Source organism: Kitasatospora sp. NPDC048298 (genome assembly GCF_043201465.1).
In the GTDB taxonomy this organism is placed as follows: domain Bacteria; phylum Actinomycetota; class Actinomycetes; order Streptomycetales; family Streptomycetaceae; genus Kitasatospora.
In genome coordinates this window covers 45,527-59,740 of record NZ_JBICYZ010000041.1, presented here as the reverse complement: position 1 = coordinate 59,740, position 14,214 = coordinate 45,527, and the positions used below count along the sequence as shown (strand labels likewise).

General features: G+C 72.9%; 11 protein-coding genes. 7 read left to right on the top strand and 4 right to left on the bottom strand.

What is annotated here, in order from left to right; translation table 11 throughout:
• Position 1 precedes the first annotated feature (1 nt).
• The gene (locus ACGF0D_RS27290; protein WP_392881183.1) at positions 2-763 is read right to left on the bottom strand and encodes a CoA transferase subunit A; all 762 of its coding nucleotides are present in this window, start codon (positions 761-763) and stop codon (positions 2-4) included.
• Between the two features lie 536 nt (positions 764-1,299).
• Here ACGF0D_RS27290 and ACGF0D_RS27285 point away from each other — a divergent pair.
• The 6 genes from ACGF0D_RS27285 (at position 1,300) to ACGF0D_RS27260 (ending at position 7,381) form a co-directional block, all read left to right on the top strand.
• Positions 1,300-2,571, top strand: a complete 1,272-nt coding sequence (locus ACGF0D_RS27285) for a substrate-binding domain-containing protein (RefSeq protein WP_392920592.1) — start codon at positions 1,300-1,302, stop codon at positions 2,569-2,571.
• Positions 2,572-2,576: 5 nt separating this feature from the next.
• Positions 2,577-3,410: an ABC transporter ATP-binding protein gene (locus tag ACGF0D_RS27280; protein ID WP_392920589.1), complete on the top strand. Its 834-nt coding sequence runs from the start codon at positions 2,577-2,579 to the stop codon at positions 3,408-3,410.
• A gap of 95 nt (positions 3,411-3,505) precedes the next feature.
• The gene (locus ACGF0D_RS27275; protein ID WP_392920669.1) at positions 3,506-4,276 is read left to right on the top strand and encodes an ABC transporter ATP-binding protein; all 771 of its coding nucleotides are present in this window, start codon (positions 3,506-3,508) and stop codon (positions 4,274-4,276) included.
• A complete protein-coding gene (locus ACGF0D_RS27270) occupies positions 4,276-5,142 on the top strand; it encodes a branched-chain amino acid ABC transporter permease (RefSeq protein ID WP_392920586.1) in 867 nt (288 codons plus the stop codon). Before ACGF0D_RS27275 ends, ACGF0D_RS27270 begins: the two co-directional genes overlap by 1 nt.
• A gap of 236 nt (positions 5,143-5,378) precedes the next feature.
• Positions 5,379-6,479: a branched-chain amino acid ABC transporter permease gene (locus tag ACGF0D_RS27265; protein WP_392920666.1), complete on the top strand. Its 1,101-nt coding sequence runs from the start codon at positions 5,379-5,381 to the stop codon at positions 6,477-6,479.
• A complete protein-coding gene (locus ACGF0D_RS27260) occupies positions 6,476-7,381 on the top strand; it encodes an alpha/beta fold hydrolase (RefSeq protein ID WP_392920583.1) in 906 nt (301 codons plus the stop codon). Before ACGF0D_RS27265 ends, ACGF0D_RS27260 begins: the two co-directional genes overlap by 4 nt.
• Before the next feature lie 118 nt (positions 7,382-7,499).
• On the opposite strand, the gene ACGF0D_RS27255 is transcribed toward ACGF0D_RS27260, so the two are convergent.
• Both ACGF0D_RS27255 and ACGF0D_RS27250 read right to left on the bottom strand, forming a co-directional pair.
• Positions 7,500-8,786, bottom strand: a complete 1,287-nt coding sequence (locus ACGF0D_RS27255; protein WP_392881194.1) for a hypothetical protein — start codon at positions 8,784-8,786, stop codon at positions 7,500-7,502.
• A 453-nt stretch (positions 8,787-9,239) separates the two neighbouring features.
• On the bottom strand, positions 9,240-9,827 hold the full coding sequence (locus tag ACGF0D_RS27250) for a DedA family protein (RefSeq protein WP_392881379.1): 588 nt from the start codon (positions 9,825-9,827) through the stop codon (positions 9,240-9,242).
• Between the two features lie 642 nt (positions 9,828-10,469).
• Between ACGF0D_RS27250 and ACGF0D_RS27245 the strand changes: the two genes are divergently transcribed.
• Positions 10,470-11,561: an LLM class flavin-dependent oxidoreductase gene (locus ACGF0D_RS27245; RefSeq protein WP_392920580.1), complete on the top strand. Its 1,092-nt coding sequence runs from the start codon at positions 10,470-10,472 to the stop codon at positions 11,559-11,561.
• A gap of 144 nt (positions 11,562-11,705) precedes the next feature.
• Here the strand turns inward: ACGF0D_RS27245 and ACGF0D_RS27240 are convergent, their stop codons facing one another.
• Positions 11,706-13,871 carry a putative bifunctional diguanylate cyclase/phosphodiesterase gene (locus ACGF0D_RS27240; protein WP_392920577.1) on the bottom strand — a complete coding sequence of 722 codons (2,166 nt, stop codon included), beginning with the start codon at positions 13,869-13,871 and terminating at the stop codon, positions 11,706-11,708.
• Between the last annotated feature and the right edge of the window lie 343 nt (positions 13,872-14,214).

Genomic DNA, 14,214 nt, shown 5'->3' with positions numbered 1-14,214 from the left:
GTCAGGCCTCCTGGAGTGCGGGGCGGACGGTCCGGCGCTCGATGCGGCGGTCCTCGGGGTCGGCGGCCACCACCCGGTCGACGTACACCCCGGGCAGGTGCACCGCGTCCGGCGGGAGCTCGCCCGGTTCGACGATCCGGTCCGCCTCGACCAGGGTGATCCGGCCCGCCATCGCGCAGAGCGGGTTGAAGTTCCGGGCGGCGGCGTGGAAGACGCAGTTGCCGTGCCGGTCCGCCACCTCGGCCCGGACCAGCGCGAAGTCCGCCGTGATCGCCTCCTCCATCAGGTACCGACGGCCGCCGAACTCCCGCACCTCCTTCGGCGGGGAGGCCAGGGCCACCGAGCCGTCGGCCGCGTAGCGCCAGGGCAGCCCACCCTCCTCGATCTGGGTGCCGACCCCGGCCGGGGTGAAGAACGCCGGGATGCCGGATCCGCCCGCCCGCAGCCGCTCGGCCAGCGTGCCCTGCGGGGTCAGCTCCACCTCCAGCTCGCCGGAGAGGTACTGCCGGGCGAACTCCTTGTTCTCCCCGACGTACGAGGAGGTCATCCGGGCGATCCGGCCCGCCCGCAGCAGCAGGCCCAGCCCCCAGTCGTCCACCCCGCAGTTGTTCGAGACCACCCGCAGTCCGGTGGCACCGGAGTCCACCAGGGCGCCGATCAGCGTGCTCGGGATGCCGCAGAGGCCGAAGCCGCCGACGGCCAGGACCGCGCCGTCGGGGATGTCCCCGACCGCGTCGGCGGGGGAGTCCAGGACCTTGTCCAAGGGGTCACCTCGTGAGGGAGTGGGAGGAGGGGAGGAACGGAGGGCGGAGGGGTGGAGGGGTGGAGGGAGGAGGGGTGGAGGGAGGAGGGGGAGGAGGCGGGGAGGGCAGGCGGGGGACAGAAGGAAGGAGACGGCGGGGACGGGCAGGCGGTGGGACGGACGGGCAGGCGGGGAGGGGTGGCCGGCGGGCTCGGGAACCGCGCGGAGCCCACGGCCGTGCCAGGCCGGGCTGGGGTCCTGCCTGGGCCGGACCGGGTCGGACGCGCCGCTGGGGTGGCTGCTGCCGGACGGGCTCCGCGCCCCTCCACCGTCACCGGGCGGGGGCCGCCGCAGCCATGGCGGCCACCCCCATGGGTGGGCGCGGATTCGTGTCGGTGGGCCACACCTGTGAACCCGGGGGACGGCGACCGGCCGACGGTATGTCGGTTGCCACCACATCCTGGTGGGCTGATGCGTCGACCAGGCACATGTCGCTGCTCTCACCGCACACCTACGGTTCCCGCATCCACCCCGCCGCACCTCAGGAGTCGGTCACCATGCGCAGCTCGACAGCCCCCTCCAGGACCGCCTCCGGCGCCCGCCTGGGCGACTCCCTGACCGGCGGCCCGACCCGGAAGCTCGCCGCCCTCGCGGCCTGCGTCCTGCTCGCCTCGGGCTGCGCCAAGGCCGGCACGGCCGGGACGAGCGCGGCGGACGGTGGATCGAAGGGCCCGATCAAGGTCGGCCTGGTGTACTCCAAGACCGGACCGCTGGCCGCCTACGGCAAGCAGTACCTGGAGGGCTTCAAGGCCGGCCTGAGCTACGCGACCAAGGGCACCGGCGCGGTCGACGGACACAAGATCGAGTTCGAGGAGCAGGACGACGCCGGCGACCCGGCCAAGGCGGTGTCCGCCGCCAAGGACCTGATCGGCAAGGGCTACAAGGTGCTGGCCGGCTCCACCGCCTCCGGCGTGGCCCTCCAGGTCGGCCCGATCGCCGCCCAGAACAAGGTGCTCTTCATCAGCGGCCCGGCCGCGGCCGACAAGGCCACCGGGCTCAACAAGTACACCTTCCGTTCCGGCCGCCAGTCCTACCAGGACATCAAGACCGCGGCCTCGTTCGTCGGTGACGCCAAGGGCAAGAAGGTCACCGTGCTCGCTCAGGACAGCGCCTTCGGCCAGGCCAACGTGGCCGCCGTGAAGGCGGTGCTCGGCGCCGAGGGCGCGACGGTCGACCAGGTGCTCGCCCCGCCGAGCGCCACCGACCTCACCCCCTTCGCCACCCAGGCCAAGACCGCCAAGCCCGACCTGCTGTTCGTCGCCTGGGCCGGCGACACCGCCTCGGCCCTGTGGACGGCGCTCAACCAGCAGGACGTGTTCGCCGACACCAAGGTCGTCACCGGCCTCGACCTGGCCGCCTCCTACCCGCTGTTCGGCCCGGCCGGCGAGAAGATCTCCTTCCTGAACCACTACTTCGACGGCGCCGCCGGCACCCCGGTGGAGAAGGCCATGACCGACGCCGTCACCGCCGCCGGGGGGAAGACGGACATCTTCACCCCGGACGGCTTCACCGCCGCCCAGATGATCGTGCACGCCGTCGAGTCCAACCACGGCTCCGCCGACGACACTTCGGCCCTGGTCAAGGCCCTTGAGGGCTGGAGCTTCGACGGGGTGAAGGGGAAGACCACGGTCCGCGCCGAGGACCACGCCCTGCTCCAGCCGATGTTCCAGGTGCGGCTGACCGGCAATGGCGCCGCCGCCAAGCCCTCGGTGGAGAAGACCCTGACCGCGGACGAGGCGGCACCCCCGGTCACCCCGATGGCGGGCTGATCCCGATGTCCGCCCGTACCACCTCCACTCCTTCCGGCTCCTCCGTCGCGTCCGCCGCGTCCACGTCGTCCGTGCGTTCCTCCGCGTCCTCCTCTCCGGTGCTGCGACTGGACGGGCTCGGCTGGGCCGTCCGTGGCGTGCCGATCGTCGAGGACGTCTCCTTCTCGGTCGGCGAAGGCGAGTTCATCGCCTTCATCGGGCCCAACGGCGCCGGCAAGACCTCCCTGTTCAACCTGATCTCGGGCATCTACCCGGCGACCCACGGCAGCCTCCACCTCGACGGTGCGGACATCACCGCCGAGGCGGTGCACGCCCGGGCCCGCCGCGGGCTGGGCCGCACCTTCCAGACCTCCTCCCTCTGGCCGGGGATGACCGTCGCCGACCATGTCCGCCTGGCCGCCCAGGCGGCGGCCGGGCCGCGTGCCTCGTACCGGCTCTGGCGCCGCGCCGACCGCTACGAGCAGCAGTTGGCCGACACCTTGGAACGCACCGATCTCACCCACCGTGCGGACACCCTGGCCAGTGCGCTCTCGCACGGGGAGAAGCGCAAGCTGGAGCTGGCCGTCCTGCTGGTCTCCGAGCCCCGGCTGATCCTGCTGGACGAGCCGATGGCCGGTGTCAGCGCGGAGGAGGTGCCCGCTCTCACCGAGCTGATCCGCTCCGTGCACCGCGACCTGGGCCGGACCGTCCTGATGGTCGAGCACCACATGGACGTCCTGCTCGGCCTGGCCGACCGGCTCGCGGTGATGCACCACGGCACCCTGCTCGCCCTGGACACCCCCGAGGCCGTGATGGCCGACCCGACCGTGCAACAGGCCTACCTGGGTGAGGCGTTGTGACCTCCTCTCCGTTCTCCGCTCAGCGCACCTCTCCTTCGGCGCGCTCCGCCTCCTCGCCGTCGTCCGCTGCCGATCCCCTCCTCTCCGTCCGCGATCTGCGGGTGGTCATCGACGGGCTGCACATCCTGCACGGCGTCGACTTCGATGTGGCCCCCGCCGGGGTGACCGCACTCCTGGGCCGCAACGGCGCCGGCAAGACCACCACCGTCAAGGCCGTCATGGGCCTGGTGCCGCGCACCGGAAGCATCCGGCTCTCCGGCGCCGAACTCTCCTCCCTTCCCACGCATCTGGTCGTTCGGCATGGCATCGGGTACGCACCCGAGGACCGGGGGATCTTCGCCGGCCTGACGGTCGCCGAGAACCTCCGCCTCGCCGAGCGCGCCGCCGGGAGCGGGAGCGGGGGCGAGGCCGGTGAGCCGAACTACGCGCTCGTCCACGAGCTCTTCCCCGAACTCAAGCAGCGGGCGGGCCAGTTGGCCGGGACGCTCTCCGGCGGCCAGCAGCAGATGGTGGCGATCGGCCGGACGCTGCTCAACCGCAATCGGTTGATCATCGCCGACGAGCCCACCAAGGGCCTGGCCCCGAAGATCGTCGCCGAGGTGGCCGAGGTGCTGGCGCGTGCGGCCGAGGCCGTGCCCGTCCTGCTGGTCGAGCAGAACCTCGCCCTCGTCCGCCGGCTGGCCGGCACCTGCGCCGTCCTGACCGACGGCCGCACCGCCCACCGCGGTGACACCGCCGAGCTGTTGGCTGACGAGGAAGCCGCCCGCCGCCTGCTCGGCGTCGGCTCCCACCACCCGCTCGCCGGCGGGCCCCGGCCCGCCTCCTCCCCGGCCGCCCCTGTCGTCACTGCCGAGGTGAAGCCCTGATGGACACCGTCGTCCTCCTTTCCTGTACCGGGCTCGGTCTCGGTGCGTTGTACTTCCTGGTCGCCTCCGGTCTGTCACTGATCTTCGGTCTGATGGACGTGCTCAACTTCGCGCACGGCGCCCTGCTCTCCATCGGCGCCTATGCCACCTGGTGGGCCGGCACCGAGGTCGGCTTCTCCTTCTGGCTCGCGGTGCCGTTCGGCACCCTGGTCGGAACGGCCGCCGCCGTCCTGCTGGAGCTCTTCCTGATCCGGCCCCTCTACAGCCGCCCACGCGACCAGATCCTCGCCACCGTCGGGGTCGGGCTCGCCGTACCCGCCCTGCTGATGGGGATCTGGGGGGCGGACTCCCGCCCCTTCCCCCAGCCGGAGCTGCTGTCCGGCACCTGGCACGTGCTCGGTGCGACCGTCCCGGTCAACCGCTTCGTGCTGGTGGCCGCCGCGGCCCTGCTGCTGCTCGCTCTTCGGTTGTTCCTCGCCCGCACCCGCTACGGGCTGATCGTCCGGGCCGGCGTCGAGGACCGGGCGATGGTCACCGCGCTCGGCATCGACGTCCGGAAGGCGTTCACCCTCGTCTTCGCCCTCGGCGGGGCTGCCGCCGCCCTCGGCGGCGCCCTCGGGGGCCTCTACTTCGGTTCGGTCAACCCCGGCCAGGGGACCGGCCTGCTCATCTTCGCCTTCGTCGTCGTGGTCATGGGCGGCATGGGCTCCGTGACCGGAGCCGCCGTCGCCTCGGTGGGCGTCGGCCTCGTCCAGCAGTTCGCCAACTACTACACCGGCGCCGGGCTCGGCGACCTCTCGGTCGTCGTCCTGCTCGCCGTGCTGCTTCTCGTCCGACCCCGTGGACTCACCGGGAGGCTCGCGTGAGCGCCGAAACACCGATCACGAGCACCGGTGGTCCTGCGGCCGACCGCAGCGCCACCCGTCCGACAGGGGGGACTGACACCAGCCCTGCCGTGACCACCATGCCGGCAGAGGGGACTGACACCAGCTCCGCCGACACCGCCACTGTGGCAAGGGGGACTGACACCGGCCTTGCCGAGACCCATTGTGAACACAAGGCCGAGCCCGGCGCCATCCCTCGAACAGGTGATTCGGTCACTATTCGTTGGACAGGAGTGCACAGAGCGCTACGCTGGTGGCCGATCGCTCTGCTGATCACGCTCCTTGTCGCCCCATATAGTGCGCTTCCCGTCCCGGGACTGCTCGACGGTCCGCTCGGCAGCCCCGGAAGCCTCCAACTGATGGCCCTGTGCCTGCTCTACGGGGGCCTCGCCACCGGTTACGACCTCCTGCTCGGTCGGACCGGACTGCTCTCCTTCGGCCACGCGCTCTACTTCGCGACCGGCCTCTACGCCACCGACCTCGGCATGCTGGAGCTGCAACTGCCGTTCGCCGTCGCCGCGGTGTTCGGCGTCGCCTGCTCCGTTCTGCTGGCCCTGCTGCTCGGCTCGGTCAGCCTGCGCGTCACCGGCATCGGCTTCTCCATGGTCACCCTCGCCTTCGCCCAGGCCGGCTCGATCCTCGTCCAGCGCAACCCCGGTGGCGCCACCGGTGGCGAGGAGGGCCGCTCCGCCCCGGCCGAGCTGCTGCCCTCCGGTCTGCTCGGGATCGAGAACACCGCCAACCTCTACTGGATCGCCGTCGGTTACCTGGTGCTGACGGTCGCCGCGGTCCACTGGGCCGTCAAGTCGCCCATGGGTCGGGTCTGGGAGGGCATCAAGGAGAACGAGCGCCGGGTCGAGGTGCTCGGACTGCGGCCCTACGGCTACAAGTTGGTCGCCTTCGTGCTGTCCGGCGGGCTCGCCGGCCTGGGCGGGGTGGTCTACCTGCTGCTGACCGGTGGCGCCACCCCGCAGGCCGCCACCTCGGACGCCACGCTCGCGCTCCTGGTCATGGTCGTCCTCGGCGGCTCCGGCACCCGTTGGGGGCCACTGCTCGGTGGTGTGCTGTACACCTGGGCGAGCCACCGGCTCGGCGACCTCGCCAACTCGTCGACCGTGGCCGACCTGCCGGCTGTGCTGAAGGTGCCGCTCTCCCAACCCCTGTTCCTGCTGGGCGCCCTGTTCGTCGCCGTGGTCTACCTGCTGCCCGGCGGCCTGGCCAGACTGCCTGCCCGCATCCGGTCCGCTCGGTCCGCGCGCTCAGCTCCGGCGCCGACCGGCCTCGGAACCGCCCACCCCACCGGAGGTACCCCCGCGTGAGCCAGTCGCCGCTGAAGCCCGAGGAGTTGACCGTCCCCGTGCCCGGCGGGGACCTCGCCGTCCTGCGCTGGCCCGCCGACGACCCGCAGGCCCCGACGATCGTGGCGGTGCACGGCATCACCGCCAACGGCCTCGCCTGGTACGAGGTCGCCCGCCGGCTCGCCGGTCGGGTCACCCTGCTCGCGCCCGACCTGCGGGGCCGCGGCGCGAGCCGCTCGGTCGCCGGACCGTACGGGCTGGCCCGGCACGCCGACGACGTGGCCGCGCTGATCGGCGCCCTGGGTTCGGGGCCCGTCACGGTGGTCGGCCACTCGATGGGGGCCTGGGTCACCGCGCTGGCCGCCGTCCGGCACCCCGAGCTGGTCCGTCGCGTCCTGCTGGTCGACGGAGCGGTCACCTTCCCGCTGCCGCAGGGCGTTCGCGAGGAGGACGCCCTGGCCGCCGTGCTCGGCCCCGCGCTGGCCCGGCTGTCCACGACCTTCCCGGACCGGGACGCCTACCGGGAGTTCTGGCGCGGCCACCCCGCCTTCGCCGGCGAGTGGACCGAGGGGATCGACGCCTACACCCAGCGCGACCTCGTCGGCACGGAGCCCGAACTGCGCTCCTCCTGCGTGCTGGAGGCGGTGCAGACCGACGGCGCCCAGGTCCTGCTGGACGAGGACGCGGCAGCCGCCGTGCACCGGCTGCCCTGCCCGGCCGACCTGCTCTGGGCCGAGCGCGGCCTGCTCGACGAGCCGCAGGGCCTCTACGACCACGAGCGGATCGGGCTGGCCCGGCTGGACCAGGAGCGGGTGTCCGCCGTGCCGGTGCCGGGCACCAACCACTACTCGATCCTCTGGGGTGAGGCCGGGGCGGACCGCATCGTCCGCACCCTGCTCGCGGACGCCCCTGCCGCCGGGTAGCCGCCCGCCGGGTAGCCGCCCGACCCCGGGAACCGACCGGGACGACAACGGCCGGCGGGGGCCGAACCCCCGCCGGCCGCCGGCGGCGCCAAGGGCGTCCGCCCCTCGGCGCGGGGCGTCAGCCCGCCGTGCCGAGGAAGCTCTCCCAGCCGCCGGCCGGCGCCTGGCCGACGTTGAGCGAGCGCAGCTTGCGCAGGGTGGACTGGTCCTGCACCTCCAGCCACTCGACCAACTGCTTGAAGGAGACCAGCCGGACGTCGGGCTTGCCCGCGATGGCCTTGAGGGCCTCCTCGACGGCGTCCATGTAGATGCCGCCGTTCCACTGCTCGAAGTGGTTGCCGACGAAGAACGGCGCGCGGTTGCTGTTGTACGCCCGCTCGAAGCCCGCCAGGTAGGAGTTGGCGGCTTGGGTGCGCCACTCGCCGTACATGGCCGGGTCGCCCTTGGTGCTGCCCTTGGACTGGTTGGCCAGGATGTTGTAGTCCATCGACAGGACCTGGAAGGTGTGCCCGGGGAACGGGATGGACTGCAGCGGGAAGTCCCAGATCTTGCCGTCCTGCACCTTCTGCGGCCATATCTGGAGGCCGCCCGAGGAGCTGGCGTCGTACTTCCAGCCCAGGTTGGCGATGGTCGGCAGCAGCGCCTTCTGGCCCTCCAGGCACGGGGTGCGGCCGCCGATGAGCTCCTTCTTGTAGTCGAAGGGGAGCGGGTCGACGTCGGTGAAGCCGGTGTTGGTCCGCCACTGGGTGACGAAGCCGATCGCCTGGTCGATCTCGCTCTGCCAGTCCTCGGGGGTCCACACGTTGACCCCGTTCTTGTCCGGACGGCTGGAGCAGAAGTGCCCGTTGAAGTGGGTGCCTATCTCGTGCCCGGCCAGCCAGGCCTGGCTGATGAGCTTGAGCGTGCTCTTCACCGCGCCGTCCGACAGGTACGGGATGTCGGAGGCGCCGACCGAGTGCTTCGGCGGGTGGTACAGGTCGGCCTTGCCCTTGGGCAGGGCGTAGATGCCCGAGAGGAAGAAGGTCATCGTGGCCTTGTACTGCTCCGCCAGCTTCAGGAAGCGGGGGAACTGGCCGTCCTCGGTGCCGCCCGCGCCGTCCCAGGAGAAGACCACGAACTGCGGCGGCCGCTCGCCCGGCTTGAGCTTCTCGGGCTTGGGCTGGTTCGGCTGCGGGCCGGTGTCCGCGTTGGAGCCGTCGCCGATCGGGGTGCCCTTGGGCACCACCGCCCGGGTGGGGTCGGTGGTGCCGCCCTGGGGCGTGCTCGCGCCGCCGGAATCCTGGGAGACGGAGGGGGAGCCCTTTCCGCCCGAACCGGATCCGCCGCTGGAACAGGCTGTGACCGCGCCGAGGGCCGCGGTTGCCGCGGTCGCACTGAGCACCGTCCTGCGCGAGATGCTGGTCATGGTCTCCCCTGGGTGCCGACGCCGGTGGTGAGGGCGGCCCGCAGCCGCACCGGTCAAATCGGGCAATTGATGATTATTTCGCCGTTAGCTTGTCATGTCGCCACAGCGGTCACCAAGGTCGCCGAGCGCTGACGACTCTCAACACGCCGGGCGTGACCGGCTGGGCTGCGGGGATGCGTCGACTGTTGCCGTCCTGTGACGCTTCCCACCCCTTGCGGCCCGGTCAGTACGGTACCGCCGGTCGGCTCGCACTCCGGTGGAGTTCGTCTGCGTTCGGCCCGGTTGGTCGCCCTTTTGGGAAAACTTTTGCCCCTTGCTGGGCTGGGGCGGCCCGAGGCCCGCCAAGGGGCACTGCCGGACGGAACGGGCGGAGCGGCGGAGCGGATCGGCCGGAAAGGAGCGGGGCCGGAAGTGGACAGGCCGGTCGGTCGGCGACGGCTGCCGGGCGGACCGTCAGAGCGCGGCGAGCCGGCGGGTGCGGCGCACCATGCGCGCGATCGCGGTGCTGATGGCGGTGGCCGCCGCGCAGGAGACCACGAGGCTCAGCCAGGCGGTGTTGAACCAGTGGCTGTTCAGCCAGCCCAGCGTCACGATGTAGGCGGCCCAGACCATCGCCGCCAGCGCCGACCAGTGCAGGAACCGGTGCGGATGGGCGGGGGAGTGGCCGATGGCCAGGTCGAGGACGGTCCGCCCGGCCGGGACGAACCGCGCGATCACCACCATCGCGGCGGCCGTCCCGTGGGGGCGTTCGATCAGGGCCTCCTGGACCCGGGTCACGCTGGCCGCCAGTTTCGGGCGCCGGGCGAGCCGGCGGTGCAGCACCGGGGCACCGCGCCGGGCCAGGTTGAGCAGCAGGAGGTCGCCCAGGAAGGAGGCCAGCGCCACGCCCAGTCCGAGCATCAGGGGCGCGCCGTTGACCTGGGAGGTCTTGAGCACGGCCAGGATGACCAGCGTCCCGCTGGGGATGAACGGAAGGAGTGCGTCACCGAGCACGGCGACGAGCGCCAGCGCGCAGATCCACGAGGATCCGATCGCCGCCACGAAGTTCAAGGCCCTTTACTCCCTCCATGCCTCCCGGAGGAGCAGGTGGCTGCAGGGGTCAACGCTAGCGCCTCGACCTTTCATGGCATGAAGCACCCCGGTATGGGATGGATCACGGCTGTTGATTCCGGCCGCGCCGCGAGGTGGCGAACCGTGCGTCCGGGCCGTCCGGGGCGTGCGGCACCCGGGGGCGGAAGGCCGCCGGAACCCGAACGAGCCCCCGGGGCGGGGTGCCGCGCCGAGGGCTCGCAGTGATCGTCCGGTGCTGGTCCAGCCCGACGATCTTGCTGGTGGAGTGCGGATCCCGCTCCGGTGACCCGCTCCTGGTTCCCAGCCTGCCGGACATCGGCCCCCGCCGCGAGCGCCGGCACTGGCGACTTCCGGCGCTGGCGGGAAGTCGCCAGCCGTGTTCGCCCGCTGGCTCTGCGTCAGTCGAAGGGTCGGTCGGACTTGGCGCGAAATGGCCGAAATCCACCTGGACCCTGGCCGGACGGCACCCCAGGGGCGGGAACAGCGGGCCGCCGGCCGTGGTTGACCCCGGTCGGCGACAGCGACCGGCGGGCCCACCCGGGCCGCGCGGTCGCCACGACGGCCGGCTCCAGGACGGCCGGCTCAAGGACGGCAGCCAGGAGGGCGGACGGGATGACCACCGAGGACCAGCAGGAGCACGGAACCGGGCCGGCGGCCGGCGCGGCGATCCGGGGCACCGCCCGCGGAACGGCACCCGCTCCGCTCTCGATCCTCGACCTGGCCACCGTCGGCGTCGGCCACACGCCCGCCGAGGCCCTCGCCGCCACCACCGAACTGGCCCGCAAGGCCGAGCAGTGGGGCTACCACCGCTTCTGGGTGGCCGAGCACCACGGCATGCCCGGGGTGGCCAGTTCCACCCCGGCCGTCCTGCTCGCCCACCTCGGGGCCAACACCACGACGCTGCGGCTCGGCTCCGGCGGCGTCATGCTCCCCAACCACGCCCCGCTGGCCATCGCCGAGCAGTTCGGCCTGCTGGAGGCCCTGCACCCCGGGCGGATCGACCTCGGACTCGGCCGCGCCCCGGGCACCGATCCGGCCACCGCCCGGGCGCTGCGCCGAGGCCTCACCGAAGGTGCGGACGACTTCCCCCAGCAGCTCGCCGAGCTGACCCACTTCCTCGACGGCGACTTCCCGGACGGCCACCCGTACGCCCGGCTGACCGCCGTCCCCAAGGGCGAGGGCCGCCCGCCGGTCTGGCTGCTCGGCTCCTCCGGCTTCAGCGCCCAGCTGGCGGGCCGTCTGGGCCTCCCGTTCGCCTTCGCCCACCACTTCAGCAGCGCCAACACCATCCCGGCGCTGGACCTCTACCGGTCGTCCTTCCGCCCCTCCGCCGTGCTCGCCGAGCCGTACGCGCTGATCGGCGTGAGCGCGGTCGCCGCCGACGACGAGCCCTCGGCCCGGCGCCTCGCCCGCTCCGCGGCCCTCGGCATGCTCCGCCTGCGGCGCGGCAACCCCGGCCCGATCCCCACCCCGGAGGAGGCCGAGGTGTACCCGTACAGCCCGGTCGAGGCGGACTTCATCGACAGCTGGCTCGACAACGTCGTGCTCGGCGACCCGGGCCGGGTCGCCGACGGACTGGAGGCACTGCGCAAGCGGACCGGCGTGAACGAGCTGATGGTCACCTCGCACATCCACGGCCACGAGGCCCGCCTGCGCTCCTACGGCCTGATCGCCGAGGCGTACGGCCTGACGGCGACGGCCTGATCGCCGAGGGGTACCGCGTGACGGCGACGGCCTGACCGGCCGGCGGGGCACGGTCCACACGGTGGCGGTCCGCGCACTCGGTCCGTCCAGCCCCAGCCCTCAGCCCCCGGCTCCCCGCCCCCGGGCCCCTCAGCTACCGGCGGGCTACCGGCGGCCCAGGGCGGGGCGGCCCTCGCGGAGTATGGCCGCGACCAGTTCGGCCTCGCCGGGGCGGGCGAAGTACCAGCCCTGGGCGGTGTCGCAGCCGGTCAGCCGCAGGCGCTCGGCCTGGGCGGCACTCTCGATGCCCTCGGCGGTGACGGTCAGGCCGAGGGTGTGGGCGAGCTGCACCATCGCGCCGACGATCTGCTCGTCCGCGTCGCTGCGGCGGGCGCCGAGTTCCGGGCGGCCGGGGCGGTCCGTCGGGGCGGGCTCGCGGAAGCCCTCGATGAAGGTGCCGTCGAGCTTGAGCACGTGCACCGGCAGCCGGGAGAGGTAGGCCAGGTTGGAGTAGCCGGTGCCGAAGTCGTCGATCGCGATCCGCACGCCCATGTCGGCGAGCGACTGGAGGGCCTGGAGCGGGCGGCCGCCGGGGCCGAGCAGGGCGCTCTCGGTGATCTCCAGCTGGAGGAGCCGGGCCGGCAGGCCGGTGCGTTCGAGGGCCCGGGCGACGTCGGCGACGATGTCGGAGTCCCAGATCTGGCGGGCGGCCAGGTTGACGCTCACGAAGGTCTCGGTCTCGGGGAACTCGGCGAGCCACTGCCGGGCCTGGCGGCAGGACTCCTCCAGCACCCAGGTCCCGAGCGGCACGATCGCGCCGGTCTCCTCGGCGAGCGGGATGAAGCGGTCCGGGGAGAGCGTCCCGTAACGGGGGTGGCGCCAGCGGACCAGCGCCTCGGCGCCGTGCACCGCGCCGTCGGCCAGACCGACCAGCGGCTGGTACTCGATGGTGAACTCGCCGCGCTCCAGGGCCGGGCGCAGCGAGGTGGCGAGCAGTTGCCGGGTGAGCTGGTGGGCGCCGCGGTCCGGGTCGTAGAGGGTCCAGCGGGCGCGGCCGTCGGCCTTGGACCAGTAGAGCGTGGCGTCGGCGTCCTTGACCAGGTCGGTCGGGGTGGTCTCGTGCACGGACCGCTCGACCACGCCCACGCTGGCGGTGATCACCAACCGGTGCCCGGCGACGTCGAAGGGACGTTCCAGCGCCTCCAGGATCCGGGCGGCCAGCTCGGTCAGCTGCTCGCTGCCCAGGCTGTCGGTGACCAGGACGGCGAACTCGTCGCCGCCCATCCGGGCCACCAGGTGGGTGTCGCGCCCGTCGAACCCGCGCCGCAGCCGGGTGGCGACGGCGATCAGCAGCTGGTCGCCGATGTGGTGGCCGAGCGCCTCGTTGATCGCCGCGAAGCCGTCGATGTCCAGGTAGCAGACCCCGACCCGGCGTTCGTCCGTGGCGGCTGTGGCGGCTGTGGCGGCTGTGGCGGCTGTGGCGGCTGTGGCGGCGGCGGCGACCGGGCCGGGCTGGTCGGTCGGTGTGAGGCAGGCGGCGTCGAGCCGCTCGAAGAAGTACGCCCGGTTGGGCAGCCGGGTCAGGGGGTCGTGCAGGGCCTGGTACTCCAGCCGGTCGCCGAGCCGGCGCTGTTCGGTGATGTCCTCCACCAGCGCGAGGGTGTAGAGCGGATCACCGGCGCCGTCCCGGATCAGCGAGACGGTGACCTTGCTCCAGACGGTGTGACCCTCACGGTGCTTGAGCAGCTTTTCCACGCGGAACCGTTCCCGCTCCCCGCGGACGAGTTCGGCGAAGAGCCGGTCCGGCATGCCCTCCGGGTCGATGATCTCGTGCAGGTGGGTGCGGACCAGGTCGCCGACGCCCCGTCCGATCAGGGCGGCGAAGGCGGGGTTGACCTCGATGATGCGGTCCTCGGCGTCGATCAGGGCCATGCCGATGACGGCGTCGCAGAAGGCGGCCCGGAACCGGGACTCGCTGGCCCGCAGCGCGGCCAGCAGCCGGTCGGCGCCGATGCCCTCCCGACCGGTACCGGTGTCCGTCCCACCGGCACCGCTGTCCTCCAGGCCGGTGCCGTCGCCCTCTCGGTCCGTACGGCCGTCGGCCCGGCCGGTGCCGCCGGTGAGCCACCGGTCCCGGTGGGTGTCGCCGGTGAGCGGGGCCGAGCAGGTGGGGCAGAGCAGCAGGTCGGGTTCCGCGAGGGTCCCGCAGACGGTGCCGGCTCCCGCTGGGGCACCCGTGGCTCCGGGGACGGGCGCGCCGTGGGATCCGGCGGCCGGTTCCAGGACCGGTGAGGCGAGGTGGCGGTGGCGCGGTGATTCCGTGTGCCGCACGCCGGGGTGGTGTGCGTCGGCCCCCTCGTTCTGGCCCGGCACGGCATGCTCCCGTCCGCTGCTGACGCTTGACGATGGTCCGGCCGGCCAGTCGGGACCCGGCGGCCGGCTCCGCACTCTGTCGTGGTCCTCGGAGTCGGTCCGCTGCGGGGGCCGCCCGTCGTGGGGTGGCGGCGCGCGGGGACCCGCCTGAAGGACAGGGCGCTGCGGCCGATCATAGGCCGGGATGGCAACACGCGGTGACCGCCGCCAGGGTGATTCGCCCGCTTTGTGATCATGAATGGCGGTACGTGCAGACGCCCCTGGTGTACATCACATGATGTGCACCAGGGGCGTGTGCGCC

Excerpts from the sequence above, each read along its gene's own strand:
- ACGF0D_RS27245 (WP_392920580.1), top strand. The coding sequence starts at position 10,470 with ATGACCACCGAGGACCAGCAGGAGCACGGAACCGGGCCGGCGGCCGGC.
- ACGF0D_RS27270 (WP_392920586.1), top strand. The coding sequence starts at position 4,276 with ATGGACACCGTCGTCCTCCTTTCCTGTACCGGGCTCGGTCTCGGTGCG.
- ACGF0D_RS27255 (WP_392881194.1), bottom strand. The coding sequence starts at position 8,786 with ATGACCAGCATCTCGCGCAGGACGGTGCTCAGTGCGACCGCGGCAACC.
- ACGF0D_RS27280 (WP_392920589.1), top strand. The coding sequence starts at position 2,577 with ATGTCCGCCCGTACCACCTCCACTCCTTCCGGCTCCTCCGTCGCGTCC.
- ACGF0D_RS27285 (WP_392920592.1), top strand. The coding sequence starts at position 1,300 with ATGCGCAGCTCGACAGCCCCCTCCAGGACCGCCTCCGGCGCCCGCCTG.